This is a genomic window from Sporosarcina aquimarina, assembly GCF_023715615.1.
Classification (GTDB): Bacteria; Bacillota; Bacilli; order Bacillales_A; family Planococcaceae; genus Sporosarcina; species Sporosarcina aquimarina_A.
Genome location: NZ_JAMBOM010000001.1, coordinates 34,844 through 59,460 on the forward strand (window position 1 = coordinate 34,844; position 24,617 = coordinate 59,460).

Here is a 24,617-nt window from a genome sequence, read left to right on the forward strand (position 1 = left end):
TGTTATTACACATGAACGGGAATGGATTGTTCAAGTAACTCTGATAGGTCTTCTGCAGACATGGTTCGTGCGCCGCCTCCTTGAACTGATGATGCCGAGCCTCCGCCTTTACCTTCTATTGCAGGAAGCGTAATGGATGAAACCGTACGCATATCTGGTGTGAGCGAATTCGTACGCGATGCCACGAATTGTAACTTCTCGCCATCATCCGAAACGAGTAAAACAATGGCTTGTTCACGAAGAGCGATTGTTTTGCGAGCAAGCTTTTGCAACTCTTGCATGGAACGATCTTTGTATGATTGTCGAATGACAATCGTTTTTCGTTCTGCAAGAGATGCTGCTTCAACGTCAAGCAACTGATCGTTCGCGGCTTCTAATTGCTTTTCCAACGAATGTTGCGCCTCCAGCATTTTCTGTGTGGCATCAGCTGCCTGGCCCAATGGAGCGCTCAGTAAACGTGCAACATCAGAAAGTTCATCATGAACTATACCTAGCTGATGGAGCACCCGCCCTCCGCACACAAAGTGGATGCGTGTGTTCTTTTTTTGCTTTTCAGTGGAAAGGACTTTTAACGATCCGATTTGTCCGGTGGAGCTAGGGTGTGTTCCTCCACATCCGTTTGTATCGAAGTCCGGAATGATTACGAGACGAATTTCTTCATCGACGCTAACTTGTTTACGAAGCGAATAGGCTGACAGTTCTTCTTGAGTCACCCATCTCTGCTCAATCTGTCGGTTTTCAAGGATAATAGCATTGGCGAGTTTTTCAGCAGCACGCAGTTCATCAGAAGAGACATGTTCAGTCGCGAGATCAATGGTCACGATTTCTCGACCAAGGTGAAAACTGATGGTAGGGTAGTCAAAAAGTTCAACGAAAGCAGCAGTCAGAACATGTTGACCGGTATGCTGTTGCATATGGTCAAATCTTCGATCCCAGTCGATTTCAGCAGAAATCGTTCCCCCAGTGGTTAATGGAGTTTCCAAATAATGTCGAATTTCTCCGTCGACATCTTCTACGTCCACAACTGCAATGTTTGCAATATGTCCTGTGTCATGAGGTTGTCCGCCACCAGTAGGGTAAAATGCAGTATTCTCAAGTACTACGAACGGTCGTCCTTGTTCATCGACAGCGTGCTGTGTCACGACTGTTGTGAAGCTGGTGCGGTAAGGATCTTGATAATATAAGCGGTCTTGCAACATCGAAAAACTCCTCTCTAGTTTGTCTTATTTTCCATATATTCATTGTACGAGGTTGCTGTCTTATATGCAAAAACGTCTGAACTGCATTAGAGCGGTTCAGACGTTTTGTGGGGGAGAGGTTTCCGTCGTCTCTGTGCAAGTGATGGTAAAGTCATCCCGAATAATATGATTAAAATTCCAATGATTTGTATGAACGTAATATGTTCTCCCACTAATACAACGGAGGCGGTCATAGCGACCGGGAGCTCCATGGCACTAAGAATGGACGTCATTGCGGTACCCACTTTAGGAACTGCGATGGAAAAAAGATAAATGGGAATTATAATTCCGAATAAGCCTAGGATAAGTCCGTATAATAAGAGACTTGAAGTGAATAATTGTCCCGTCCAAACAATTTCAGGTGATTGGAATAACAAGATTACAATTGCTGCAAAGAATGAAGTGAATAGTAGGCGGGTGGTAGTATCCATTCCTTCAATCGCTTTCTGGTTTGCCATCACGAATGAGGCAAAACTTGTTGCTGAAGCCAGCCCAAATGCCCAGCCTTGCCAAGGAATACCACTCAAGTCGACATTTAAAATTCCTGCTGCAAAAATCGTACCAGAGAAAAGAAAAACGAGTGAAATCACTTCCACCCTCTTCGGTAAACGTCGACTTGCGATACAGTCAAATAGCATGCCAATCCATGTAAATTGAAAGAGCATAACTACTGCCAGTGAAGCAGGCATATACTCAACTGTTTTTCCATAAACAATTCCTGTTAAAGCAGTGAAAAATCCTGCAAGTATAAGTGTCCAGCCCCCGCCAAAACGAGGACGCTTGTGTTGAATAATGACGTAAAGTAAAAGGGCGACTAAGAACCCTATGAAGAATTGGCTCGTAACAGCTTGAGAAGCCGAATAACCATCTCTAATGGCTAATTTAACAATAGACGAGAGAATTCCGTAACTGCTAGCTGCGACAATTACGAGTATCGGATATATCCAAAATTTCATAATGCATTTCCTCCTAAGCTAAATAGTATATCACGCTGATTACCATATTGATACATAGGAAGTCAGACCTTTCATTATTCCCCGGGAAATGAAACGAAAAAAGACACCTTCTAATTAAGAAGGTGTCTCGGAGGTCGATTATCTACCCGCGTATTTTTCTTCGCTTGATGAATGATCCTTGGATTTACGATGATTTTCTTGCTTTTCTTCTTCCCATTCCATATTAGTATCTTCAACAGGAACAGCATCTACCGTTTGCATATCTTCATGCATATCGAAAAGGGATTCTTTGTCAGTTTTAACAGCATCAGGATTATCCAAGTAAGGTTGGATAACCTCTTTTCGATCTTCTGCAGTGAATGACTTTTTCTTGTCGTCCATGAATAGTCCTCCTTTTAGGAGTTACTCCGCTTTGACGAGTTTCAGCAAAAGACTGGACAGTGCTTTTTGCTCTTCTTTGTCGCCGACTTTCCAAAGTTCTTGAAGCACATATTGCTCACGGTTTTTCGGTTCTTCGTGTTTTGCCAAATATCCCGCGACATACTCTGTAGCTTTCGTCAGTTGTTCCTCACTGAGCCCCAACTTTTCACCTTTACTTACTTTGTCGGAGAGATAATCTTTAAACGAGGTAAAGTTTTTCAAGATATCTTCTTTCTTTTCACTGTCCATATTATTCAGTTCGCCTTCAACTTTGCCTTTGACGTCCATAGGAAGCGTTCACTCCTTTTGTGTGATAGTAACAGTATTGACTAATCGGGAAAAAATAAACCTTACAAAATTAGTGTTTCTAAAGTGGCCGGTTTGGGGAATAGATACTTACACATGGATCGACCAATTGTATAGGGAAGGAAGTGAAGGATTATGAAGCAAAAACGGTATGTGGGGACTTTTCATTCTATTGACAATGTGTTAATTAAAATTACACAATTAAAATCGTTTGGTTACACAAAGGACGAAATCCTGGCAGTTTCCAATTTGGATGATAATGACAGGATGCTTGAAGATCAAACAGATATTGTGTTAGCGACGAGAGAACAAGACGGATTTTTAGGACGTATGAAATTCTTCTTTACAAATGATGAACCAGCTAAAGAAGCATTTGAGCAGCTCGGTTTCAATGAACAACAAACCAAGGCTTTTTACAACGAGGTCAAAGATGGCGGTGTGGCATTATTTGTTTTGGACGATCCAACATCACCACGGCACCCTGATCTTTTTAGCGAGAATGATAAAATCGAAATTAACGGATCAGACAGTTCAAGCGAGATTTCAGAAAGCGGAGTACCTCTTGAAAATGCGGGTGAAGATGCGGGAGCTGAAGAAAACGCAGGCAGATATCCTCGCATCAATACAAATAATCTCTAATAGTAAAAACCGACTTAAGGGAAGTCGGTTTTTTTTGTATGGAGCATTTACTGAGAGTAGTATTCTTTCAGAAATTCGGTTAACAATAAGAAAGTTGCTAGCGCGTCAAAAATGTCCGACGTTCTAGCAACTCGATAGTTCAATCAATGCCGATTATCTTTCATATTGCCAATTTTTTCTTGCACATCGCCTTTTATTTTATCCATTTTACCTTCTGCTTGCTTTTCGGCATCGCCGGTTGCATTCCCGTATTGGTCTTTTGCTTCACCTTTAGTCTTGTTAACTGCACCTTTTACTTTGTCTGAAAAACCGTGATCTGCCATATCAAAAACCCTCCTTGTAAATTATAGTCATTTCATACCCCTACTATGAAGTTGTTAAACACGTATTAATAAAGGGTATAGATAATACCTACTAACGGAGTCGTAGGAGAATGCTCCTTCACTCTTAAAGCGAAATAGGACAATCCATATCTATTGAAAACTTATAATACTTTGTATACTAAGAGATATGTATTGTTACGAACTCTTCGGAGGTGATGAGATGATTCGCAGAGGAAGATTCGCCCGTTGGAACGAGAAGGAATACGAGATCAGTTCTAGAAACAAGCAAATCTACTTATCAACCACAGACTCTAGTGAACTACAAAATGGTTTTACACAAATGGGGGGCCCGACGGCTTCACTGCTTAGAGCGGTAGATGTGAATGAGCTGGATGACGCTTATGAAATCGTACCTTATGCAATACTGGACGGACATCGATTTGCGATTGAAGGAATCGATCCACAAACGTCAATGGTTAAACTGGTGACGAACAACGCATTTACCTTAAAAAAATTAAAGGTACATCCATACGGAAGCGATGAGTATATGATTGAACTGCCACTTCATAGCATTACAGTAGAAGAAGACCGCATTCCGATTCTTGGTTTTGAAAATCGTTTCGTCTAAAAACCCCGTCACGCCTTTTTCCAGGCGGACGGGGGTTACTGTTTCAGCAACTGCAACACGGATTGAGCTTGCTGCATATGCAGAGACAATACATATTGTCCCACTTGCGCAAGTAAGTTTGCCTTTGTCAGTGCCATCATCTCTTTTGCAATATCGGCATCGCGAATGCGAGATTCAGCACTGGTCAAATTTTCTTCCATTGTCACCGCGTTGTTATACGCATGTTCTAATCGGTTGCTGATTGCACCGAGCTTTCCGCGTTCGGATGATACAGTTTGAACGGCCTTATCCAATAATTCAATTGCTTTTTCTGCATCTTCTTGCGTCGCAATCGAAACGTCTTTAAGTCCTAGAGAAGTCGAACTCATTGAGTTAATGCCAACAGAAATTGTTTGTCCCGCGTTCGCCCCTACTTGGATTTTTAAATCTGTCTGAGACCCATCTAGTAGTGGTTTTGTGTTGAATTCAGTGTCTTTAGACGTGCGTTGGATTTCCTGCTTAAGCTGCTGGAACTCTTCGTCTAGCATTTTGCGGTCTGCATCCGACAAAGTGCCATTAGATGCTTGAACACTCAACTCACGCATGCGTTGCAACATGGAATGAGTCTCGTCCAGAGCTCCTTCGGCTGTTTGAATAAGCGAAATCCCATCCTGAATGTTGCGCTGAGCCATAGCCAACCCTCTTATTTGACCCCGCATTTTTTCTGAAATGGCTAGACCCGCAGGATCATCTGCCGCACTATTGATACGTAAACCCGTGGAAAGACGGCGCATGGACACAGCCGCAAGAGAATGCTGGGCATTCATGTTCCGAATGACCATGAGTCCTGTCGATTGCCATTGACCGAGCAAAGAAATTACCCCCCTTTTACCTAATATCGGTAAATAATCTGAATTGTTAATGCAAAAAGCAGCCAGGGATATCCCCCAGCTGCCTATATCGAATCTAGAGCAGAGCTTATTTCGAAGAACTGCTTCCTGCGAATGAGTCAAGTTGCTTCATCATCTTATTCCGGGAGTCTTCGTTGCGCATTAAGTACGCTACTCCAAGACCGAGAGCCACCAGTGCCGTCTTTTTCATAATGAAACACACCTCCTCAAATACATTCGATTCTTCTATAACCTACCCACAATCAACGATAGTATACAAAAAAGTTACATTCTCATCATTTTCTAATGATTCCTTCAGAGAGTTCACATTTCAATCTTGTAAAGTCGTCTTTACAAAGAGAAAACAATTGAAGAGGAGGGACTGTTATGGCGATCGAGATCTTTAGCAGAAAAGAACAGAAGTATTTAATCACGCGCCATCAATATGAAGAATTGGTAGAACGTATTGGTCCTAAAATGCGGAATGATAAAAATGGTACGGAAGGAAGATATTCCGTAACTAGTCTATACTTTGACAGTCCGGACAAATCGATTTATTTTGAAACCAAAAATAAATTAAAGTATCGTCAAAAACTACGGTTACGTGTGTATGACGAAGCGGATTTGAATAGCACTGCTTTTTTTGAAGTGAAGCAGAAACATAACAAAGTAGTTAACAAACGTCGGATGCTGTTGCCATTGGGAGAAGCTTATCGCTACCTAGAAGGTGATGTCAAAGAAGATATGTCAGATATTAATACCTCCAATCGTCAAGTTATGAAGGAAATTGACTATTTTCGAAAATATTATAACTTGAAACCAGAAATGGTCGTCAGTTATAGCCGTCACGCATTGCATGGGGTGACAGATCCTGAACTTCGCATAACGTTTGATTTTGATTTGAAATGCCGGAAAGAGGACTTACATATCGAGAACGGGCCATATGGAAATCACTTTATCGACTCGGATCTTGTTGTGCTAGAGGTGAAAGTGGATCATGCGGTGCCACTTTGGCTTACGCGTATCTTACAGGACTTGAACTGTGAGCAACGTAGTGCATCGAAGTTCTGTACGAGTACGGAGTTATTAGAAGGTGAAGTTTTGCCGCAAACAGGGTATACGGAGCCGAAAGAATTAGAACAACCAACAATTGGAGGAATGGAAGATGGATCAGATCACGAGCTTGTTTACATCTAATGGTTTACAAGGAGCACCAACAATTTGGATGAGTTTGGTGGCAATGGCATTAGCATTTGTTCTTAGTTTAGTCATTACGAAAGTGTATCAAATTACCTTTACGGGAGAACGCTATTCACAAGCGTTTGTTCATACAATTATTATGATGAGTGTTGTTGTATCTGTTGTGATGAACGTAGTGAGTGACAATGCAGGAGTTGCATTTGGGTTGTTCGCTGTATTCTCCCTTATTCGTTTCAGAAGTGCTGTCACAAATGCGAAAGACATTTCATACATTTTCTTCGGTCTATGTGTTGGGATGACAGCTGGCTTGTTCCAGTTCCCACTCGCAATTGTGTTAACCCTGTTTGCAAGTCTGATCTTCTACTTATTGTACAAAGTCGATTACGGCAAAGGAAAAGATACACAGCTATTGAAAGTAACTGTACCTGAAAACTTGAACCATGAGAGCTTGTTGGATGACATTTTGGATGAAAAAACAGACTTTTATCAGCTTCGGCAAGTCGAAACAACGAATCTCGGCACGATGATTTTATATACATTCGCTATTCGGAGCAAGGTTGACACGAAAGACCAAGTACTCCTTGATGCAATTCGAGAACGCAATGCCAACTTAAAAGTCTCTCTTTCTTACTTGGAAATGCGCGACTAACAAAAAAGAGGTCATCCCATTACATAGGAATGACCTCTTTTTGATGTTTTCTGCGTTAGACACCAGGCATGGAAACTCGTATACTAATAACAACTAAACAATATAGATATGGGAAAGGAGGCTGTGTCTTGACGAAGAAACTGTGGTTTCAATCAGGCGTTGCCATATTACTCGCGTTATTGATTATTAAATTCTTTTTAGAAATCAATTACATCTTTGCGCCGATTGGTATTATTGCCAAAGCCATCATCCTCCCGCTCGTTCTAGGTGGTGTATTGTATTACATGACCGAACCGATTCAGCGTTTTCTTGAAAAGCGGAAAGTGCCGAGATGGGGAAGTATTCTTATCATTTTCGTCATCTTAATAGGCGGGGTGTATGCGTTCTCTGCAGTTGTCGGTCCACCTGTCGCGAGCCAGGTGAACACCTTGGTAGACAATGGACCCAAAATCGCTAAGGAACTGACCCATTTAACAGACGTGGCGCTCGAGCAGAAGAAAGACTTACCTCCAAAACTTGAACAATCTCTCAACAGTGCGGCAGATAAAATACAGTCGTATGCGCTGAAATTTGGGGGGTGGATTGTTACGTTTATCCAATCCTTCATCCAAGCGATTGTCTTGCTTGTGCTTGTACCTTTCTTCTTCGTCTTTATGTTGAAAGATCATGAGAAGCTTGCCCCTAAAATCTATAAATTTTTTAGTGGGAAGCGTCGTGAGTGGGTTAAGAAAACCATTCATGATATTGATCATGTGTTACGTAGCTACATTCAAGGTCAATTTTTAATCAGTGCGATTCTTGCGACGATCATATTAATCGGTTATTGGATTATCGGTCTGCAATATGCGCTGCTCATTGCGATTTTTACGTTATTCATGAATTTGGTTCCGTTCATCGGACCATGGATTGCTGTAATGCCTGCGATTCTCATCGCATTTACACAAGATCCGAAATTGGTTATTTGGGTTGCTGTCATCACGTTAATCGCCAACCAAGTGGACAGTAACTTCATTACTCCGAACGTAATGGGGAAATCTCTCGATATTCACCCGCTTACCGTCATCACGCTGCTACTTGCAGCCGGTAATATCGCAGGATTTGTTGGAATTATTGTAGCTGTGCCTGTATATGGGGTAGCTAAAGTAATTGTCACAAATATTTATGAAGCACGACAAGATATTAAGAAGACCGCCACGAAAACGGTTTAGAAAAGCCTCCGCCTCCTTTACTGGAAAGCGGAGGTTTTTTATATAATTGCCCACCCAGCCTAGTAGGCCGATGCATAGATTGTGGTGAGGTGGTGAAAGTGACTCAATCAGGTAAAATTGTGCAAGATCCTGTGCGTGTAGAACGAGCCGAATGGAAACGTCAGCAAACGAAAGCACGACTGCAACAACTGCTTACAATTGTCTCTCCAGTCTTTTTACTTGTGCTGTGGGAAGTCCTATCGCGAACCGGTGTCATGGATATCCGTTTCTTCCCACCCCCGACCGCAATTGTGCAAACGTTCTGGGAACTGTTAGTAAGCGGAGCAATTGCAGAACATGTAGGTGTCTCTCTGTATCGCATTGCGCTAGGATTTCTCGCAGGAGTGATTCCTGGAATCATTATCGGTCTGATGATGGGGCTATTCACACCAATCCGGCACTTTGTTTCGCCGCTCGTGATGGCGCTCATGCCGATTCCGACACTCGCATTACTCCCGATTATCATTATTCTATTCGGGATTGGGGATTTGTCGAAAGTCATCACAATCGCAGGTAGTGTATTTTTCCCTGTTGTTATCAATACCGCTGCGGGAGTTCTGAACATCGACAAAATTTACTTAGATGTCGCAAATAACTATGGTGCAAGTAAGTCTCAATTCTTTTTCAAAATCGCACTCCCTGGCGCGCTTCCGGTTATGCTAGAAGGCATTCAGATGGGGCAGGCGATTGCGCTATTAACAATAGTGGCTGCGGAAATGATGGGTGCAACTTCGGGTATCGGCTATCTGATTTGGACGTCTTACAAAGCATTTTTACTCCAAAATATGTTTGTTGGGTTGATCATGATTTCGTTCTTTGGTTATTTGTTCTCGTTGCTGTTGAGGGGTCTTCAGAAAAAATTGCTGCCATGGAGGTGAACAGATGCCCCCTAAAATTGAAATTGACGATTTGACGAAAGTGTTCGTGAAGAAAACGGGAAGTGTGACAGCGCTGCAAAATATTTCTCTCACAATCGAAGATGGTGAGTTTGTCTGTCTGGTCGGTCCGAGTGGTTGTGGTAAAACCACATTACTCCGAATTTTAGCAGGACTGGAGAAACATAGCGCAGGGAATTATAAGATTAATGCTGAACAGTCGAAACGCCCGTTGCAGTCTATGGTATTTCAAGAAAAAGGGATATTACCTTGGATGACGGTTCAAGACAACGTCGCGTTCGGTCTTGCAATGCGAAAAGCTCCGAAAGACCTCATTGCAAAGCAAACTGCTTACTATTTGGAGAAGACCGGTCTCACCCAATTTGCGAGTTTGTATCCAAGTGAATTGTCGGGAGGCATGAAGCAACGCGTCAGTATTGCGCGTGCGTTTGCAAATGATCCGGAAATCTTGTTGATGGATGAACCATTTGCTGCTTTAGATGAACAAAATAAGTTTATCCTTCAAGAAGAATTATTGAGTATTTGGTCAGAAACGAAAAAAACGGTGCTGTTCATCACTCACAGTATTGACGAAGCACTTATGCTAAGTGATCGAATTTTACTCATGAGCGCACAACCGGGGCAAATCATCCAGGAAGTTCGGATTGACAGACCCCGTCCACGTAAAATCGAAGAAATTCGAAAAGATCCAGAACTGGCAGCACAGTTTGTCGACATCTGGCAGCATCTACAAAAAGAAGTGCAAAAATCGAGGACATGACGAAAGGGGAAGCGTGTGAAACAGCGGATGAAAGTTGGTTGGCTAGCAGTTGTATTAGGGGTTGCCGTTGTCCTTGGTGGATGTGCGGAGAAAGAACCAGTGAAGCCTACGCCTGTCGCAAAGCCGAGCGATGGAGCTGAAACAGGTCAGCTCACACCGCTCGAAAAACGGACGAAAGTCGTCATCGCAGAAGACGGGGCAGCGTCCGGAGCTGGATTTTATATTGCGAAAGAACGTGGATATTTCGATGACTACAACATTGACGTGGAATTCACCGATTTTGCAAATAGTGATGACATGCTTCCAGCACTTGCTGCTGGGGAAGTCTCGATTGCTGGCGGGGTTTCTACTGCTTCCTTCTTCAATGCAATCGCCCAAGGAATTGACGTGAGGATCATTGCCGATAAAGGCCACAACATGCCTGGCGAATCGTATTTTTCTTTCGTCATTGGCAATCACATGAAAGATGTCATCAAAGACTATCCAGATTTTAAAGGTAAAAAAATTGCGGTCTCATCACGCAATTCAATTGACGGATACATTTACGAGGAAATGTTGAAGCATGCCGGTCTTACAGAGGAGGATGTAGAGTACGTCCACATCGCAGATTTCGGTGCAATGCTCGGTGCGATTGACTCTGGAACAATCGATGCTGCTCTCAATATAGAGCCATTAATCGCACAGGGGATTGACAAAGGATTCCACGTACGTTTCGGAGACGCCACGGACTATGCTCCAGAATCCCAGATTGCAATGGTACTCGCATCGCCACAGTTCATGGAGGATGAAGAATTGTCTATCCGCTTCATGGCTGCCTATTTAAAAGGAGTTCGGGATTATAATGACGCGTTTTTCGAAGAGGTAGACGAGGATGCGATCATCGACATCATGGTGAAGCATACAGCTCTGAAAGATGCGGAATTGTGGGATAAAGTCTCTGTAACGGGTCTTGATCCTGACGGCAAGATGTTTGTGGACGACATTCAAAAACAATATGATATGTATAAAGCGAACGGAGCGATTATTGGAGATATCGATTTCAACAAAGCGATTGATACGTCTCTTGCAGAAGAAGCAGTTGAATTACTTGGGGAATATGAGGCTGCAACGAAGAAATAAAAGTGACTGTCCGAAACGTCAGGTTGTCTGACGTTCGGGCAGTATTTTTATGGGTTTTCTCGTAATTGACTTTTTGCGGCGACAGCCGTTTGCCAACTATGTAGGGACATGCCGATAATAATGACGGCGACACCAACCAATGATATTGGACCGGGAAGCATCAGATTAAGGAGTATCATTTCACCTACCATCGCAAATATGAGTTCAAGTGACTGTGTCGCTTCAACAGCAGCAAGCCGTCCCTGATCATGTTGAACGAGATCGGTTGCCATGAAAAATAGGGTCGTCGCAATGACTCCTGAACTCACCCCGACAACAAAAGACTGACCGAGCTGGCTCCAAGAAGGGAGTCCCACCGTTGCCCAAGCATAGATCGCAAGTGCAATCCAAATGGGCAACGTCATCAGTGTCATCGCAAGTACCCGCTGAAACGTATCAAGTGATCCCCCTAATAGCTCCATCATTTTGCGATTCCCAAGTGGATAAGCAAAGGCCGCAACTAGAACAGGTAATGTTCCAAGTGCGAGAGCTTTCCCAGATACTGACTGTGCATGAGGGATTTGAATCAAGACCACTCCTGCCAGTATAACCAGTGATATCAAAAGCGAGGGTAGGGGGGTCCGTTGTCTAACACGATGCTGTCCTTCAGCCGTTTCTACAGTTAGGAAAAAAAGTGGAGCTAGTAAAACTCCCGCTACAATGGTTAACTGCCACGTCCCTGCAAGCAGCCAGCCTGGAGCGTATGCTGCTGAAAAGGTTAAAGGACCATAAAATAACACGAACGCAACAAAACTCCATGCGAAAAAGGGCCCCGGTTTGGCAGTCATTTCACGTTTGACCGCCCCGAGCCCCTTTCGCGCACCTACAATAGCAAAGAGAAACGGAACCATGAAGAAATAGCGTAGTGACGCGCTCCACATCCAGCTGCCTCCTGATAATTCCATTGAGCGGTTTAGTACAAATGTAACCGCAAAAAAGACAGCGGCGAGTACGCCAAGCCAAATTCCTTTCATGGTAACGCCTCCTTATGCGCGAGATTCGTATAATTTTACAGCTTCAATGATGACTTGGGCCGCTTTTTCCATCGTTTCCGCAGAAACAAACTCGTAGCGGCCGTGGAAGTTTTCTCCTCCAGCAAAAATATTAGGAGTTGGAATGCCCATATAGGAAAGCTGAGATCCGTCAGTACCACCACGAATTGGTTCAATTATTGGAGATATCCCTAATTTGTTGAATGCTTCCGAAATGATATCGACAATTTCCATATGCGGCTTAATCTTCTCGCCCATATTGAAGTACTGGTCTTCCAACTCAAGTTCAATGGCGTCTACGCCATAATCCGACTGCATCTGAGCAACTGTATCGAAAAACAGTTTCTTGCGTGCTTCATACGTTTCCTTGTCAAAATCACGAATAATATAGTCCAACACAGTCTTTTCAACAGAACCTTGAATGTCCATTAAGTGAATGAACCCTTCGCGTCCATCCGTTAGCTCAGGAATTTCTAAGCTAGGCATTGCTGCTTGGAATTCTTGTGCACGTAAGATAGAGTTCACCATTTTCCCTTTTGCAGTACCTGGGTGGACGTTCGTTCCTCTAAATGTAACACGTGCCCCTGCTGCATTAAAACTTTCATATTGCAACTCACCAAGTGGACCACCGTCCATTGTATACGCAAAGTCGACGCCAAAAGCATCCACGTCAAATTGGTGTGGACCACGTCCAATTTCTTCATCAGGTGTGAAAGCAACACGTAACTTGCCATGCTTCACTTCTGGATGCTCTTGGAAATAAGCCATCGCTGTCATGATTTCCGCAATACCGGCTTTATCATCAGCACCAAGTAGTGTCGTGCCATCGGTTGTGATCAATGTCTGTCCGATATAGTTTTGAAGCTCGGGGAAGCGGCTAACAGAGAGAACCGTGTCTTCATTCAAAACCAGATCATTGCCGTCATAGTTGTCATGACGCTGTGGATTTACATTTTTACCGGTGAAATCAGGTGATGTATCAACGTGCGCTAAGAAGCCGATTACAGGAATTTCTTTGTCTGTATTCGCAGGAAGTGTTGCAAACAAGTAGCCGTTCTCATCGAGCGTAATGTCTTCCATACCTAGTGTTGTGAGCTCTTCCTTCAATAGATGTAACAAATCCCACTGGTTAGCAGATGAAGGTGTTGTAGAACTATTTTCATCAGATTCGGTGTCAATCTTTGCATAGCGGATGAATCTTTCCAATAGTTGTTCTTTCATCACGTTAAAAAATCCCCTTTCAATTCTATGTACTAGTGAGTCGTCTCATACAAATCTGATAATTGGACAGACGACAAAACCGACAGAACTGGTGTGGTCTGTCGGAGGTTGAGGTAGGTGCTCTCTAGATTATTCGACTGTATAATTTTTGTGAGCGACAACGGTCAGCGTGGAGGCTGCTCCAATCAGATCGGCGTCCTCTTCAGAAATTTCTACAATAACGGAGTTCTCTAAAATCTTGTGGATTGTCCCTATAACAAAAACATCATTACGAGTGAACGAAATTTTTTCTCCAATTTTACGTGCTGCGATAAAATCTGAGACAGGATGCTCCTTACGCGGAAAAGCCAAACGAATCCCTCCTCTAGTCTGTTTCAATCTCTTTCATAGTGCGAAGACCCATGGCCATTCAGAAAAACAGACAGTGTGTTGTGCGGTTGGCCTAGTGGTTTGGAACATTAAAAATTGTAATACTACTATAAGTATAGCATAATTCGAACAATTTCGCGCTTTTCTTGTCGAAAGAGGTGGAATTGATTGACCTTATACCAGAAGGGGTATATTATTGACGTAGTTAAGAGAGGAGGCGAGATCATGGAATACGATGCAAAAGTAGTCAATCGTTTAAAACGAATAGAGGGTCAAATTCGTGGTGTCCTACGGATGATCGAGGCTGGTGATGAATGCAAAGACGTCATTACACAGTTGTCTGCGTCTCGCTCAGGAATTGATCGAACCATCGGGTTAATTGTGAGTACGAATCTGATTGCCTGTATGGAAAACGAAGAGCTTTCGGATAATCCGCAAGCAAAGGAGATGCTCGTAAAAGAAGCCGTCGACTTATTAGTAAAGAGCCGCTAACTGCAGGCTCTTTTTTTCTTGTGCTGAAATATTAAAACCTTCTTACAGTTCTCTCATCAAGTCCTAATAATCATCTCAGAGTCCTCTCAGAGTGTGGGGTTATGATATAAGTATCCCAACAGGAAAAGGAGAGGAACAAGATGAAAAAGACATTAATCACAGCAGTAAGCGCATTACTTATTTCCGCAGGAGGTGCAAACGCAGCGACATTTACACATGCAAATCAAAGCGCAGATGCACAAAGCTCATACGCACACGTACAACACAACTCGAACTACGGTCAGCAAGTTAACCAAGACATTACAGGTCTGGAAGAGTATGCATCAGTTGCTTCTGTCATCGACCCTACTAGCTTCACTACACGTGTTACTGAAGACAACGTGTCCAACCGGGTAATTCTTTTCTCTGATAACTACGGTCGCACACAGTACAAGAGTGTCTTCGTGAAAAAGACAGGACTTTTGAAAGTCATCAACTTAAAAGGTGGCGGTGTTGTCCTTGAAACGACTGTAAAGGTTGACGCACCACAAAAACCAGAAGTGAAGCCTGAGCAACTAGGAAGTACTATTAGCAATCTCCCTGAATACAAAACATTGGCTTCAGCTATAGACTTGACTGCTTTGACACCGGTCATCGTATCAGACAACGACAACAATCGTACGATCTTATTGAAAGATGCGAACGGTCAGGGACAATACAAGAGTGTCTACGTAAAAAAAACCGGCTTATTAAAAGTCATCAACCTAAAAGGCCAAGGCATTGTCATTGAAACAGTCGTAAAAGAAGACACAGCAACACCTGCTCCAGAAGTGAAACCAGAACAAAAGCCTGAAGCGAAACCAGAACAACCTGCAAGCGCAATCAGTAGCCTACCAGAATACAACACACTCGCAGCACAAGTTGACCTAAGTGCACTCACACCGGTAGTTGTATCTGATAACTACAACAATCGTACAATTCTATTGAAAGATGCAAAAGGACGCGAGCAATTCAAAAGCATCTACGTAAAACGCACAAACATGCTTAAAATCATCAACCTAAAAGGCGGCCAAATCTTCTACGGCGCAGCTCAATAATCAATACCTACCCACAAACCAGGACTCTGGTTTGTGGTTTTTTTATTTCTTCTCCTTTCCTGTTTCATGTAGTTAGTTGTCATATAAGAATCCGTTGATTAAAGCGGAAGACAGCGACTCCTGCGGATACAGCGAAGATCGAAGACCCTGGACTGAGCAAAGCGAAGGAAGCGGCTGAGATCGAGCCCGCGGAAAGCGCCTGTCTGCAGTGGAAATCAACACTGTCTGATCTGTAACAGTTAAACTATCAAATAATTTAGATTTAACTGTTGACTTTCTTTTTTCAACCACGTATACTCAGTTCCAAGATGGAAAACTGAATAAGTCACAAACTCTTATCAAGAGCGGCGGAGGGACTAGGCCCTGCGATGCCCGGCAACCGGCAAGCTTACCAGCTTGCAAAGGTGCTACTTCCTACAGATCTATTATGGATCTGAAAGATAAGGGGAAGTGCCAGCAATGGCAGATCCTCTTCTATAGGTAGAAGGGGATCTTTTTAGTTTCCCCATCACCCGTCCGGTGTGCGCAGTTCCATCAATCTAATTTCCGGAGGTTATGTATATGACAAATTTTCAACCCGAAACACTTTTGCTGCACGGTGGTCAAGAACCCGATCCAACAACTGGATCACGAGCTCTTCCTATCCACAGGACCACATCATTCGTATTTCGTGACACAGACCACGCCAAAAATCTTTTCGCACTGCAAGAAGCAGGCAACATCTACACACGTATTACGAATCCAACAGTCGCCGTATTTGAAGAACGCATTGCGTTGCTCGAAGGAGGCACTGCAGCTGTTGCACTCTCTTCTGGTATGGCGGCAATCGCGTTCTCTATCTTGAATATTGCAGAAGCTGGTGACGAAATCATTGCAGCAGCCAACCTTTACGGCGGAACGTACAACTTATTTGCCACAACGTTGCCGAAGTACGGGATTACTGTAAAATTTGTCGACTCTACTGATCCGGAAAACTTCCGTAGTGCCATTACGGAAAAAACGAAAGGTGTGTTTGCTGAAACAATCGGTAACCCGAGCTTGCAAGTGCTCGATATCGAAAAAGTTGCATCAATTGCACATGAAAATGGCGTTCCACTTTTAATCGACAATACATTTGCGTCCCCATATGGATGCAACCCGATTGAATTTGGCGCAGATGTCGTCATCCATTCCGCGACAAAGTGGATTGGCGGGCATGGAACAACAATAGGCGGAGTAGTAGTGGACGCAGGAAAGTTCGACTGGACGCAAGGTAGATTCCCCGCCTTCACAGAGCCGGACGAATCATATCACGGATTACGCTACGGTATCGACACGGCAAGCGCTGCATTTGCGACAAAACTCCGTGTCCAAGGACTTCGTGATTTCGGTCCATGTCTAGACCCTGACAGTGCATTCAACTTCCTACAAGGCTTGGAGACGCTTCATTTGCGAATCCAACGTCATGGAGAGAACGCACAAAAGGTTGCACAATTTTTAAATGAGCATCCATCAGTTGAATGGGTTACGTACACGGGTCTCGACGAGCATCCAACTGCAGAACAGGCCAAGAAGTATTTGAAAAATGGAGCAGGGTGCATTATTGTTTTCGGAATTAAAGGCGGGCGTGATGCAGGACGTCGTGTGATCGACAACATCGCTGTTTGGTCCCATGTAGCGAATGTCGGAGATGCAAAGTCGCTAATCATCCATCCGGCTTCAACAACGCACCAACAGCTTTCTGGTGAAGACTTGAAGAATTCAGGTGTTACTGAGGAACTCATTCGTCTCTCAGTGGGACTTGAATCAGCAGACGACATCATCGCAGATCTAGCACAAGCGATTGAGAAGGCAGCTCCAGTTAACGTATAATTTTCATAAAAAACACCCGAGTCCTCATTTGGATTCGGGTGTTTGTTTATTAATGTCGAGGATGTTTGTTCTTTTTAAGGTCCTTTTTTAGCTCTTTAAAGAGTGAATAGACCATGAACAGGATGATGAATGAAAAGGGAAGGGCTGCAATAATTATCGTATTCTGCAATGCGGAAAGACCGCCGACAGATAGTAAAATAACCGCAATTCCGGATTGAATTAATCCCCATATCACTTTCACGCTGTTAGGTGGGGTTAACGAGCCATAAGTCGACTGCATCCCAAGCACAAAGGTCGCTGAATCTGCCGATGTGATGAAGAACGACGTAACCAGTAAGATTGCAAACGCAGATGTAAGTGTAGCCCAAGGCAATTGGCTAAACATCTGGAAAATAACAAGTTCCGTATCAACGGATGCAAGATCCGCAACGCCGGATTTCTGGATCTCAATCGCAGTCGTCCCGAAAGCTGAGAACCAGATGAAACTGAGAATACTTGGAGCAAGCAATACGCCCACCATGAATTCACGAATTGTACGACCTTTTGACACACGCGCAATAAACATACTGACGAATGGAGCCCAAGAAATCCACCAAGCCCAGTAGAAGATTGTCCAAGTGTCTAGCCATTCCCGATTCCCAGCATTCAGGGGAGCGGTACTTAAACTCAAGTCGATGAAATGAGAGATATAACCGCCGACTGAATCTGTAAAGATGTTCATAATAAGCAAAGTAGGTCCTAAAATAAGCATGAACCCAAGTAACGCGAGAGCAAGTACAAGATTGGTATTCGATAAGTATCGTATACCTTTACTTAGCCCTGACCACGCAGACATGATGAATAAAACGGTAACGATTGAAATGATAATGAATTGGGACCTTATGCCGATTTCAAACCCAAACAGATAGTTCAGGCCGGCATTAATTTGAACAGCGCCGAAGCCGAGAGACGTAGCCACACCGAATGACGTTGCGAAGACTGCGAGGACATCGATGATTGTGCCCCATGGCCCTTTCATTTTGTCGCCAAAAATCGGCTTCAGTGTTGCTGAAATTAATCCTGGTTCCCCTTTACGGAATTGGAAATACGCTAAGCACAGCGCAACGATTCCGTATAGTGCCCAAATGTGGATTCCGTAATGAAGAAAAGTTTGACGCATGGATTCTTTGAAAGCTGCATTCGTTCCAGGCTCTGCAGTTGCAGGGTTTACAGCGAAATGTGAAAGTGGTTCAGCTGCGCCATAGAAGACGAGTCCAATTCCCATCCCAGCTGAAAACAGCATGGCAACCCAGGTAATTGTGGAGAATTGTGGACGATCCGTGTCTTTCCCTAGACGAATTTTTCCGTACGGGCTGAAGATTAAGTAGATACTGACGCCAACTAATAGCGTCATTAATAACATGTAGTACCAACCGAATGTAGTGGATACGAAGTTTTTCACGATCTCAGTTCCTGCTTCAAAACGCTCAGGATCAATGACACCGTACCCAACAGCTAAGACGATTAGACCAATTGTTAAATAAAAGACATTTGATATTTTTCTCATGGTTCCCCCTTAGCGACGATAGTTTTCACAAGCAGTTTACCACTATACTATTGATCTTGATGAAGTGCAACCGTATAGCTAGCGCGCCCGAGGGGAGTTCTAAGCTTATGGATTGTTTCTATTATTTACAGTATTCAATGAAGGTAAACCTGAAAGCGAGCGTTTCGCAAAATAAAGTTGGACATTAGTTACAAAGTTACGTGAGGGGAATTAGAAAACATGCGAAGTAATCATAAAGCATGGAAAGTGCTCATAAGCTTGGGAGAGTGATCATAAAGCATGGAAAGCGCTCATAAACTTGGGGAAGTGATTATAAAGCATGGGAAACGCTCATAAACCCGGGGAAGTGATCATAAAGCATGGAAAGCGCTCATAAACCCGGGAAAGTGATCATAAAGCATGGGAAATGCTCATAAACTCAAGAAAGTGATCATAAAGCATGGGAAATGCTCATAAACTCAAGAAAGTGATCATAAAGCATGGAAAGTGCTCATAAACTCAAGAAAGTGCTCATAAAGCATGGAAAGTGCTCATAAACTCAAGAAAGTGATCATAAAGCATGAGAAATGCTCATAAACTCAAGAAAGTGATCATAAAGCATGGGAAATGCTCATAAACCCAGGAAAGTGCTCATAAAGCATGAGAAATGCTCATAAACTCAAGAAAGTGATCATAAAGCATGGAAAGTGCTCATAAATCTCCTCAGGCGAGTAATAACCCTAAAACAAAGCACAGCGCACCCTACAAAATCCTTAACGTACTTGAATGGTGTCTCATTTCCGATTAATTCACTCGCATTGCTGATTCCACTCCCGACAACTCCGATTCTTCGCTAAAACTACTGATTCACGTCGTCCTCATACCTATAATTATTAAAATTGCACATTCCTATCGAAACATGCCCACAAAAAAACGGGGAGTGATCAGATTGTTGATCACTCCCCAGTTATTCAATCTTCATCTTTAATATCACGATCTGGTGGTATGGGTTCGCTGCGCCACTCCTCAATTTGTTGCTTAAGTTGCTTTAATTGTTCGAAGTAAAGACCAAATTGTCCTTCATTGATCAAAAACTGTGTACCGTCGTGAACGGAACGAATTCGCTTGTCCAATACATATTGTCGTACTTGTTCAACGGGCATCCCGAGTTTGACAGCTGTCTCTTCAATCGTCAGGTACATACCTCAACCTCCGTCAAATCAATTTTGAGAGTGATATTCGTTTGTTCAATGTATGCATAAGTGGAATTCCGATTGCCATGACAATAAATTCACTGATGGCAAGATATCCCCAAGTGACCCAGAACGGGAATCCGAGCACTAGATGTAGTTGCCAAGAGATGATGCACATCGTCGTCGTAAAGACAGCGGTATTGACCATCATCCGTTTCACGGGACTAGAGATCCTTTTTATAAGAAAAATCGTGATGCTTAACGAGATCATCGTATGGCCAACGCCAAATAGAAGGTCAATTGGGCCGACTTCGGATAATAGTAAGTTTGACACAAAGACACCGATGACGATGCCTACGAAATATTTTTTGTTGAAGACGACCAGATGGTTAAAGATTTCAGCTAGACGGAACTGAATGTTCGTAAAGCCGAACGGGGCTAAGACAATCATAACGGCCACGTAAAGTGCGCCAATTATGCCGCTTACTGCGAGTGTTTTTGTTTTCATTTCATTATAAGCTCCTTAGTTTTTTTTCGTGGGAGGATTTTCGAACCACGTAATTTGAACGCTATTCAGTTTAGCACTTTCTGAGGGGGGCGTACAGTCGACAATAGGGATTGTTAGCAAAGGGATTGTCGGATATGGATTAGATCGGTTCTTCGGCGTTAAAAAGCAGAGCTTATCTCAAGCCGTAATGGATGCAAGTAGTACGGAAAGTGGTAACTAACCCTTACTTCAGCCTCCTGATAAATATCACAAAATAATAAATGTCCACCACACTGTTAAGGATACAGTGTGGTTTTTCTTGCTCAACAAGTTTGTTCCAAGAAGAACTGGGAATATAGTCAATAACTATGAACAGAATTATTACGTTGGGAGGACTGATGATGGCAAACCAAGAGAGTAAGGAAAAGATGTCGAGAGAAGAAGCAGGACGCATGGGTGGGAAAGCGACGTCAAAGAAGCATGATAAAGAATTTTATCGAGAAATTGGTAAAAAAGGTGGAGAAGCAACCGCTCAGACTCATGGCAAGGAATTCTATGAAGAAATTGGACAAAAGGGTGGCGTAGCTCGAGCTGAACATAGGAGTAACAAAAGCTAACAGCAAGTAATAGGGTGAGTAAAGTCTTTCTCTAGGAATTGTTGTTATCCCTCTGAATCGTGAAGTTAAGATTCGCTTGTGTACATGTATCTGCTAGTTGTAGAATTTTCTCGCAGAGCTATAGATGATGTTTTCATTCAATCAGGAGGGGAACATAAAAAAGAGTACGACCTAAAGGGCAGACAGTTCGTGCATATCACTTCCATCCTCACTAGACGGAGCATATGTCCGCGACTGGCTGCCTAACTCATTAAAGGAGGAATTCGTATGACGCCTCAACACTATCAAGAATGTCTAAAAGCATGTATGGAATGCCTAGAAGCCTGTAACAATTGCTTCGATGCTTGCCTAAAAGAAGATGATGTAAAAATGATGGCAGAATGCATAAGACTGGATCGGGAATGCGCAGACATCTGTGCATACGCTGTTCAAGCAATGACACGTAACAGTCCATTTGCGAAAGAGATTTGTCAGCTATGTGCTTACATTTGTGACCATTGTGCAGAAGAGTGTGGTAAGCATGACCACGATCATTGTCAACGTTGTGCTGAAGCATGTAAGAAATGTGCGGATGCTTGCCGTAAGATGTTAGCATAATTCACAGCGGGACAAGTCGGACTCCTCAAACATAAATATAATAAAACAAGTGAGCATGCCATTTTTCGACGGGCATGCTTTTTTTGTGTTGCAATTATCTGAATTAATATGTATAGTACATTACAACAGTAATGTACTATTTGACATGAAGGGAGTGACGGTTTTGCATGACGTGGATGGAGAAAAGCCAATTTATATACAAATTGCCGATTGGCTAGAGAATGCAATCATCGATGGCACATTGCAGGCAGATGAAAAAGTCTATTCGCAATATCAGCTGGCGGAACTCTTCACCATCAATCCTGCCACTGCGGGAAAGGGGCTGACGATTTTGCTGGAAGCGGAACTTGTCTACAAAAAACGAGGGCTTGGAATGTTTGTCGCACCCGATGCTCAAGAAAAACTCCGCGCCAAAAGGAAAGAACAAACACTTCTGAAGATAGTTCAAGATTTACTCAACGAAGCGAGTCTCCTCGACATCGGTACTGACGAACTAGACCAGATAATCGAAAAAGAACGGAAGCAACGGAAGGGGAACCAGACATGACGGTAATATCTATGAAAAACGTCAGTAAAAACTATTCTAGAATCGCTGCATTAACCGATTTAACTGTCAAGATTGAAGAAAATGTCATTACAGGTATCGTAGGAAGAAATGGTGCGGGAAAAACGACGTTGCTTAAAATGATTGCAGGATTTCAGAAGGTAACAAAAGGTGAATTGCGTGTGTTCGAGGAAAGCCCATTCAGAAGCATCCTCGTCTCTGCTAATTCTATCTACATCGATGATGCAATGAGTTATCCAGGTTCGATGAAACTGCACGAACTACTCGATGAATTCAATCGGTTTTACGCAAATTGGAATGAAGAACTTGCGGTTCGTCTTATGGAATACTTTTCAATTCCGCTGAACACGCGGCATCGGTTTTTATCTAAAGGAAAACGAAGTACGTTCAACGCGATTGTCGGGATTGCGGCGCGTTGTCCCCTCACGATTTTCGATGAACCCACGACAGGAATGGATACAGCAGCGCGCAATGACTTCTATCGCGCCTTACTGAAAGACTACATTGCGTTCCCGCGAACCATTTTGTTGTCCAGTCACTATATCGATGAAATGAAAGACGTACTGGAAGACTTACTTGTAATCCATCGAAAGGGGATTCGCTATCACGGATCGGTTTCTGACTTGCAAGAGGCATACTTGTCGCTACGAGGATCATCTGAACAATTGTTACGAGTTACATTAGGTAAAACCATTGTCTCTAAAACAAAGCGAGGTCTGCTAGAAGAGTGGATTGTGGAAAATAACTTTTCAGATGCAGAACGTGCAGAACTCAACCGACAGGGCATTACCAATTTGACCGTTTCACTGAATGATGCATACTTAGCCTTGACGGAACAGCTGAGAGGAGGGATTGACGATGTCTTTAACGCATAGAACGATGGGTGAAGTTGTGAAACAGCAGTTTTTGTTTAAGTTGAGAAGCAATGCGGCAGTAATTACGGTTTTATTTGTAATGCAAGCTGTTGTTTGGGGACTTATGATCGGCGGAGCAAACACAGGATTGAGTATGTCAACGTTTGAATTTAGGTGGAAATTAATCACTAACGATGGGGTTGTGATAGCTAGTCTGTTATGGGCGCTAGTAGTTGGGGTAATATTGACGACCCCTGGACAGCGAAATGCTTCTTTTACATATGTGTCATCTCCGGTTACAGAGAACCTAGCGAATTTTTGTTTCTTTGGCCTAGCAGCGATAATTGCTGGGGTAACCACAGTTTTGTCGGGCAGTGTTATGAAATTAGTGGTGTTCATGAAAGATGGAAACAGCATAATTGAAACGGGGGGATTAATTGCAGCGCCGTTGGATTTCTTTTCACGCATAGTAGTTATGATTTTATACACATTGTTAATTATGGTTGTAGTTTATACTTTTATGCTTTTTGTTCAAATGAATCGCTTGATGATTGTCCCAATCGTTCTATTGGTGTTACTTAGTACTAAATCGAGTGTATTTGGCCATCTTGGTATTGAGGGTAATATAGTTACGTTCTTTGACTTTTTCTATAATGAATCCTCCTTTTGGTTGTTTTTAGTAAAGACAGGTGTAGTAATGGTAATAGTGAGCATACTTAGCTTCTTTCCTTCTTCCCGAATTGAGGTGAAACAGTCATGACAGCAATTGAATCAGTCCTACCGATAATTGCTGTTATCTTGCTGTTTTTATTTGTCTGGGGGATTCAGCGTGCGTTGCAAAATCGTTTTATGAGAAAGACTCATTATAAAGTAATAATTGGATATATAACATTTTTGCTCTTTGCGTTGATTGTCACAGAAATCTTAGAACAGACAACAAGTTTGAATCTCACGCGGATAACATCACAAGAAAAGGTGGATGTAGGAAGAGCCATATTATCAGATAAATCTATCCCGGAAAACCAGTTGGTTACTGAACGAACCCATGAGGTAGATGGCAAATTATCAATAAAGGCTGAACAACGTGAATACGAAACTATCTTTTATATAGAAAGATCATTCGAGAATGGAAATACCGTGACTGAGCGTGTTTATAAACCAAGCTTGACAATTGGAGATGGTGGAAATGGGGGCAAGAGCTATGATTTGTCCCAATATGTAAAAGTTAGTTTGCCGGTATGGAAAGGACAAGAAGTGGTAATGCCATTTCAATCCAAGCAGGAACTCGTTATCTCTGCATACCGAGACTCTATATTCATTAGTCAATTAACAAGTAACCAGGTTGGCAATCTTTATGGGGGTTCCGAGATGAGTTACGGTATTGTTCATCTTATCATTCCGGAAGACATTGAACTGGATATTCAATTAGACCCCGAGTACTATGTAGAAGTTCATCGCGATTAACAAACAATTATGCCCCCGTTTTTAA

The 24,617-nt window shown here is 42.9% G+C and carries 30 protein-coding genes and 2 riboswitches; of the genes, 17 read left to right on the plus strand and 13 right to left on the minus strand.

Translation table 11 applies throughout. From position 1 onward, the window contains the following. Positions 1 to 5 precede the first annotated feature (5 nt). The 4 genes from M3197_RS00155 to M3197_RS00170 all read right to left on the minus strand — a co-directional run bounded on the left by M3197_RS00155 (position 6) and on the right by M3197_RS00170 (position 2,902). Positions 6 to 1,199: an alanyl-tRNA editing protein gene (locus tag M3197_RS00155; RefSeq protein WP_251658010.1), complete on the minus strand. Its 1,194-nt coding sequence runs from the start codon at positions 1,197 to 1,199 to the stop codon at positions 6 to 8. 86 nt (positions 1,200 to 1,285) lie between these two features. After that, on the minus strand, positions 1,286 to 2,194 hold the full coding sequence (locus M3197_RS00160) for an EamA family transporter (RefSeq protein WP_251658011.1): 909 nt from the start codon (positions 2,192 to 2,194) through the stop codon (positions 1,286 to 1,288). Positions 2,195 to 2,332: 138 nt separating this feature from the next. Continuing rightward, on the minus strand, positions 2,333 to 2,575 hold the full coding sequence (locus M3197_RS00165) for a YczO family protein (RefSeq protein WP_251658012.1): 243 nt from the start codon (positions 2,573 to 2,575) through the stop codon (positions 2,333 to 2,335). A 21-nt stretch (positions 2,576 to 2,596) separates the two neighbouring features. Beyond that, positions 2,597 to 2,902, minus strand: coding sequence for a DUF3243 family protein (locus tag M3197_RS00170; RefSeq protein ID WP_251658013.1), 306 nt, complete (start codon positions 2,900 to 2,902; stop codon positions 2,597 to 2,599). A gap of 153 nt (positions 2,903 to 3,055) precedes the next feature. Here M3197_RS00170 and M3197_RS00175 point away from each other — a divergent pair, with 153 nt between their 5' ends. Next, positions 3,056 to 3,559 (plus strand): general stress protein, encoded by a 504-nt coding sequence (locus M3197_RS00175; RefSeq protein WP_285850996.1) that lies wholly within the window; start codon positions 3,056 to 3,058, stop codon positions 3,557 to 3,559. Positions 3,560 to 3,702: 143 nt separating this feature from the next. On the opposite strand, the gene M3197_RS00180 is transcribed toward M3197_RS00175, so the two are convergent. After that, positions 3,703 to 3,882: a CsbD family protein gene (locus tag M3197_RS00180; RefSeq protein ID WP_251658015.1), complete on the minus strand. Its 180-nt coding sequence runs from the start codon at positions 3,880 to 3,882 to the stop codon at positions 3,703 to 3,705. 220 nt (positions 3,883 to 4,102) lie between these two features. Between M3197_RS00180 and M3197_RS00185 the strand changes: the two genes are divergently transcribed. Continuing rightward, positions 4,103 to 4,510, plus strand: a complete 408-nt coding sequence (locus M3197_RS00185; protein WP_251658016.1) for a UCP033725 family protein — start codon at positions 4,103 to 4,105, stop codon at positions 4,508 to 4,510. A 35-nt stretch (positions 4,511 to 4,545) separates the two neighbouring features. Here the strand turns inward: M3197_RS00185 and M3197_RS00190 are convergent, their stop codons facing one another. Both M3197_RS00190 and M3197_RS17295 read right to left on the minus strand, forming a co-directional pair. After that, positions 4,546 to 5,361 carry a flagellin N-terminal helical domain-containing protein gene (locus M3197_RS00190; RefSeq protein WP_285850997.1) on the minus strand — a complete coding sequence of 272 codons (816 nt, stop codon included), beginning with the start codon at positions 5,359 to 5,361 and terminating at the stop codon, positions 4,546 to 4,548. Between the two features lie 106 nt (positions 5,362 to 5,467). Further along, complete coding sequence (locus tag M3197_RS17295) at positions 5,468 to 5,590, minus strand: hypothetical protein (RefSeq protein ID WP_285850998.1); 123 nt, start codon at positions 5,588 to 5,590, stop codon at positions 5,468 to 5,470. A gap of 176 nt (positions 5,591 to 5,766) precedes the next feature. Here M3197_RS17295 and M3197_RS00195 point away from each other — a divergent pair, with 176 nt between their 5' ends. From M3197_RS00195 to M3197_RS00220, 6 genes are all read left to right on the plus strand, one after another. After that, a complete protein-coding gene (locus tag M3197_RS00195; protein ID WP_251658017.1) occupies positions 5,767 to 6,576 on the plus strand; it encodes a polyphosphate polymerase domain-containing protein in 810 nt (269 codons plus the stop codon). After that, entirely contained in the window at positions 6,545 to 7,228 is a 684-nt protein-coding gene (locus tag M3197_RS00200; RefSeq protein WP_251658018.1) for a DUF4956 domain-containing protein, read from the plus strand. Before M3197_RS00195 ends, M3197_RS00200 begins: the two co-directional genes overlap by 32 nt. A 128-nt stretch (positions 7,229 to 7,356) precedes the next feature. Then, the gene (locus M3197_RS00205) at positions 7,357 to 8,436 is read left to right on the plus strand and encodes an AI-2E family transporter (RefSeq protein WP_251658019.1); all 1,080 of its coding nucleotides are present in this window, start codon (positions 7,357 to 7,359) and stop codon (positions 8,434 to 8,436) included. 89 nt (positions 8,437 to 8,525) lie between these two features. Beyond that, positions 8,526 to 9,353 carry an ABC transporter permease gene (locus M3197_RS00210; RefSeq protein ID WP_432813961.1) on the plus strand — a complete coding sequence of 276 codons (828 nt, stop codon included), beginning with the start codon at positions 8,526 to 8,528 and terminating at the stop codon, positions 9,351 to 9,353. A gap of 4 nt (positions 9,354 to 9,357) precedes the next feature. After that, positions 9,358 to 10,131, plus strand: coding sequence for an ABC transporter ATP-binding protein (locus M3197_RS00215; RefSeq protein ID WP_251658020.1), 774 nt, complete (start codon positions 9,358 to 9,360; stop codon positions 10,129 to 10,131). 27 nt (positions 10,132 to 10,158) lie between these two features. Further along, complete coding sequence (locus M3197_RS00220) at positions 10,159 to 11,250, plus strand: ABC transporter substrate-binding protein (RefSeq protein WP_251660007.1); 1,092 nt, start codon at positions 10,159 to 10,161, stop codon at positions 11,248 to 11,250. Positions 11,251 to 11,297: 47 nt separating this feature from the next. On the opposite strand, the gene M3197_RS00225 is transcribed toward M3197_RS00220, so the two are convergent. The 3 genes from M3197_RS00225 to M3197_RS00235 form a co-directional block, all read right to left on the minus strand. Further along, positions 11,298 to 12,263 carry a DMT family transporter gene (locus M3197_RS00225; protein ID WP_251658021.1) on the minus strand — a complete coding sequence of 322 codons (966 nt, stop codon included), beginning with the start codon at positions 12,261 to 12,263 and terminating at the stop codon, positions 11,298 to 11,300. Positions 12,264 to 12,275: 12 nt separating this feature from the next. After that, positions 12,276 to 13,502 carry a peptidase T gene (pepT, locus tag M3197_RS00230; protein WP_251660018.1) on the minus strand — a complete coding sequence of 409 codons (1,227 nt, stop codon included), beginning with the start codon at positions 13,500 to 13,502 and terminating at the stop codon, positions 12,276 to 12,278. 129 nt (positions 13,503 to 13,631) lie between these two features. Continuing rightward, entirely contained in the window at positions 13,632 to 13,853 is a 222-nt protein-coding gene (locus M3197_RS00235) for a DUF2187 family protein (RefSeq protein WP_225217776.1), read from the minus strand. Positions 13,854 to 14,096: 243 nt separating this feature from the next. Between M3197_RS00235 and M3197_RS00240 the strand changes: the two genes are divergently transcribed. The 3 genes from M3197_RS00240 (at position 14,097) to M3197_RS00250 (ending at position 17,290) form a co-directional block, all read left to right on the plus strand. Beyond that, a complete protein-coding gene (locus M3197_RS00240) occupies positions 14,097 to 14,363 on the plus strand; it encodes a metal-sensitive transcriptional regulator (RefSeq protein ID WP_025785245.1) in 267 nt (88 codons plus the stop codon). Positions 14,364 to 14,503: 140 nt separating this feature from the next. Then, complete coding sequence (locus tag M3197_RS00245) at positions 14,504 to 15,439, plus strand: hypothetical protein (protein ID WP_251658022.1); 936 nt, start codon at positions 14,504 to 14,506, stop codon at positions 15,437 to 15,439. Between the two features lie 332 nt (positions 15,440 to 15,771). After that, positions 15,772 to 15,886, plus strand: a riboswitch (SAM riboswitch). A 114-nt stretch (positions 15,887 to 16,000) separates the two neighbouring features. Continuing rightward, positions 16,001 to 17,290, plus strand: a complete 1,290-nt coding sequence (locus M3197_RS00250) for an O-acetylhomoserine aminocarboxypropyltransferase/cysteine synthase family protein (RefSeq protein ID WP_251658023.1) — start codon at positions 16,001 to 16,003, stop codon at positions 17,288 to 17,290. Between the two features lie 49 nt (positions 17,291 to 17,339). Here the strand turns inward: M3197_RS00250 and M3197_RS00255 are convergent, their stop codons facing one another. The 3 genes from M3197_RS00255 to M3197_RS00265 all read right to left on the minus strand — a co-directional run bounded on the left by M3197_RS00255 (position 17,340) and on the right by M3197_RS00265 (position 20,516). After that, on the minus strand, positions 17,340 to 18,836 hold the full coding sequence (locus tag M3197_RS00255; protein ID WP_251658024.1) for a BCCT family transporter: 1,497 nt from the start codon (positions 18,834 to 18,836) through the stop codon (positions 17,340 to 17,342). A gap of 950 nt (positions 18,837 to 19,786) precedes the next feature. Beyond that, on the minus strand, positions 19,787 to 20,017 hold the full coding sequence (locus M3197_RS00260; RefSeq protein WP_251658025.1) for an excisionase family DNA-binding protein: 231 nt from the start codon (positions 20,015 to 20,017) through the stop codon (positions 19,787 to 19,789). A 13-nt stretch (positions 20,018 to 20,030) separates the two neighbouring features. Beyond that, a complete protein-coding gene (locus tag M3197_RS00265; RefSeq protein ID WP_251658026.1) occupies positions 20,031 to 20,516 on the minus strand; it encodes a QueT transporter family protein in 486 nt (161 codons plus the stop codon). A gap of 9 nt (positions 20,517 to 20,525) precedes the next feature. Beyond that, a riboswitch (PreQ1 riboswitch) is annotated at positions 20,526 to 20,571 on the minus strand. A 325-nt stretch (positions 20,572 to 20,896) separates the two neighbouring features. Here M3197_RS00265 and M3197_RS00270 point away from each other — a divergent pair. From M3197_RS00270 to M3197_RS00295, 6 genes are all read left to right on the plus strand, one after another. Then, entirely contained in the window at positions 20,897 to 21,112 is a 216-nt protein-coding gene (locus tag M3197_RS00270; RefSeq protein ID WP_251658027.1) for a KGG domain-containing protein, read from the plus strand. Between the two features lie 267 nt (positions 21,113 to 21,379). Then, positions 21,380 to 21,709 (plus strand): four-helix bundle copper-binding protein, encoded by a 330-nt coding sequence (locus tag M3197_RS00275; RefSeq protein WP_251658028.1) that lies wholly within the window; start codon positions 21,380 to 21,382, stop codon positions 21,707 to 21,709. Positions 21,710 to 21,881: 172 nt separating this feature from the next. Then, entirely contained in the window at positions 21,882 to 22,256 is a 375-nt protein-coding gene (locus M3197_RS00280; RefSeq protein WP_349774099.1) for a GntR family transcriptional regulator, read from the plus strand. Continuing rightward, complete coding sequence (locus tag M3197_RS00285) at positions 22,253 to 23,149, plus strand: ATP-binding cassette domain-containing protein (RefSeq protein WP_251658030.1); 897 nt, start codon at positions 22,253 to 22,255, stop codon at positions 23,147 to 23,149. Before M3197_RS00280 ends, M3197_RS00285 begins: the two co-directional genes overlap by 4 nt. Continuing rightward, complete coding sequence (locus M3197_RS00290; RefSeq protein WP_251658031.1) at positions 23,133 to 23,888, plus strand: hypothetical protein; 756 nt, start codon at positions 23,133 to 23,135, stop codon at positions 23,886 to 23,888. The genes M3197_RS00285 and M3197_RS00290 overlap by 17 nt, the downstream gene beginning before the upstream one ends. Continuing rightward, entirely contained in the window at positions 23,885 to 24,592 is a 708-nt protein-coding gene (locus M3197_RS00295) for a hypothetical protein (RefSeq protein WP_251658032.1), read from the plus strand. Before M3197_RS00290 ends, M3197_RS00295 begins: the two co-directional genes overlap by 4 nt. The last annotated feature ends 25 nt before the right edge of the window (positions 24,593 to 24,617 follow it).

Coding starts and splice junctions, on each gene's coding strand:
- M3197_RS00255 (WP_251658024.1), bottom strand. CDS start 18,836: ATGAGAAAAATATCAAATGTCTTTTATTTAACAATTGGTCTAATCGTC.
- M3197_RS00175 (WP_285850996.1), top strand. CDS start 3,056: ATGAAGCAAAAACGGTATGTGGGGACTTTTCATTCTATTGACAATGTG.
- M3197_RS00165 (WP_251658012.1), bottom strand. CDS start 2,575: ATGGACGACAAGAAAAAGTCATTCACTGCAGAAGATCGAAAAGAGGTT.
- M3197_RS00225 (WP_251658021.1), bottom strand. CDS start 12,263: ATGAAAGGAATTTGGCTTGGCGTACTCGCCGCTGTCTTTTTTGCGGTT.
- M3197_RS00265 (WP_251658026.1), bottom strand. CDS start 20,516: ATGAAAACAAAAACACTCGCAGTAAGCGGCATAATTGGCGCACTTTAC.
- M3197_RS00275 (WP_251658028.1), top strand. CDS start 21,380: ATGACGCCTCAACACTATCAAGAATGTCTAAAAGCATGTATGGAATGC.
- M3197_RS00285 (WP_251658030.1), top strand. CDS start 22,253: ATGACGGTAATATCTATGAAAAACGTCAGTAAAAACTATTCTAGAATC.
- M3197_RS00180 (WP_251658015.1), bottom strand. CDS start 3,882: ATGGCAGATCACGGTTTTTCAGACAAAGTAAAAGGTGCAGTTAACAAG.
- pepT (WP_251660018.1), bottom strand. CDS start 13,502: ATGAAAGAACAACTATTGGAAAGATTCATCCGCTATGCAAAGATTGAC.
- M3197_RS00295 (WP_251658032.1), top strand. CDS start 23,885: ATGACAGCAATTGAATCAGTCCTACCGATAATTGCTGTTATCTTGCTG.
- M3197_RS00290 (WP_251658031.1), top strand. CDS start 23,133: ATGTCTTTAACGCATAGAACGATGGGTGAAGTTGTGAAACAGCAGTTT.
- M3197_RS00260 (WP_251658025.1), bottom strand. CDS start 20,017: ATGTACCTGACGATTGAAGAGACAGCTGTCAAACTCGGGATGCCCGTT.
- M3197_RS00215 (WP_251658020.1), top strand. CDS start 9,358: ATGCCCCCTAAAATTGAAATTGACGATTTGACGAAAGTGTTCGTGAAG.
- M3197_RS00240 (WP_025785245.1), top strand. CDS start 14,097: ATGGAATACGATGCAAAAGTAGTCAATCGTTTAAAACGAATAGAGGGT.
- M3197_RS00195 (WP_251658017.1), top strand. CDS start 5,767: ATGGCGATCGAGATCTTTAGCAGAAAAGAACAGAAGTATTTAATCACG.
- M3197_RS00170 (WP_251658013.1), bottom strand. CDS start 2,902: ATGGACGTCAAAGGCAAAGTTGAAGGCGAACTGAATAATATGGACAGT.
- M3197_RS00250 (WP_251658023.1), top strand. CDS start 16,001: ATGACAAATTTTCAACCCGAAACACTTTTGCTGCACGGTGGTCAAGAA.
- M3197_RS00160 (WP_251658011.1), bottom strand. CDS start 2,194: ATGAAATTTTGGATATATCCGATACTCGTAATTGTCGCAGCTAGCAGT.
- M3197_RS00270 (WP_251658027.1), top strand. CDS start 20,897: ATGGCAAACCAAGAGAGTAAGGAAAAGATGTCGAGAGAAGAAGCAGGA.
- M3197_RS00220 (WP_251660007.1), top strand. CDS start 10,159: ATGAAAGTTGGTTGGCTAGCAGTTGTATTAGGGGTTGCCGTTGTCCTT.
- M3197_RS00245 (WP_251658022.1), top strand. CDS start 14,504: ATGAAAAAGACATTAATCACAGCAGTAAGCGCATTACTTATTTCCGCA.
- M3197_RS17295 (WP_285850998.1), bottom strand. CDS start 5,590: ATGAAAAAGACGGCACTGGTGGCTCTCGGTCTTGGAGTAGCGTACTTA.
- M3197_RS00200 (WP_251658018.1), top strand. CDS start 6,545: ATGGATCAGATCACGAGCTTGTTTACATCTAATGGTTTACAAGGAGCA.
- M3197_RS00155 (WP_251658010.1), bottom strand. CDS start 1,199: ATGTTGCAAGACCGCTTATATTATCAAGATCCTTACCGCACCAGCTTC.
- M3197_RS00185 (WP_251658016.1), top strand. CDS start 4,103: ATGATTCGCAGAGGAAGATTCGCCCGTTGGAACGAGAAGGAATACGAG.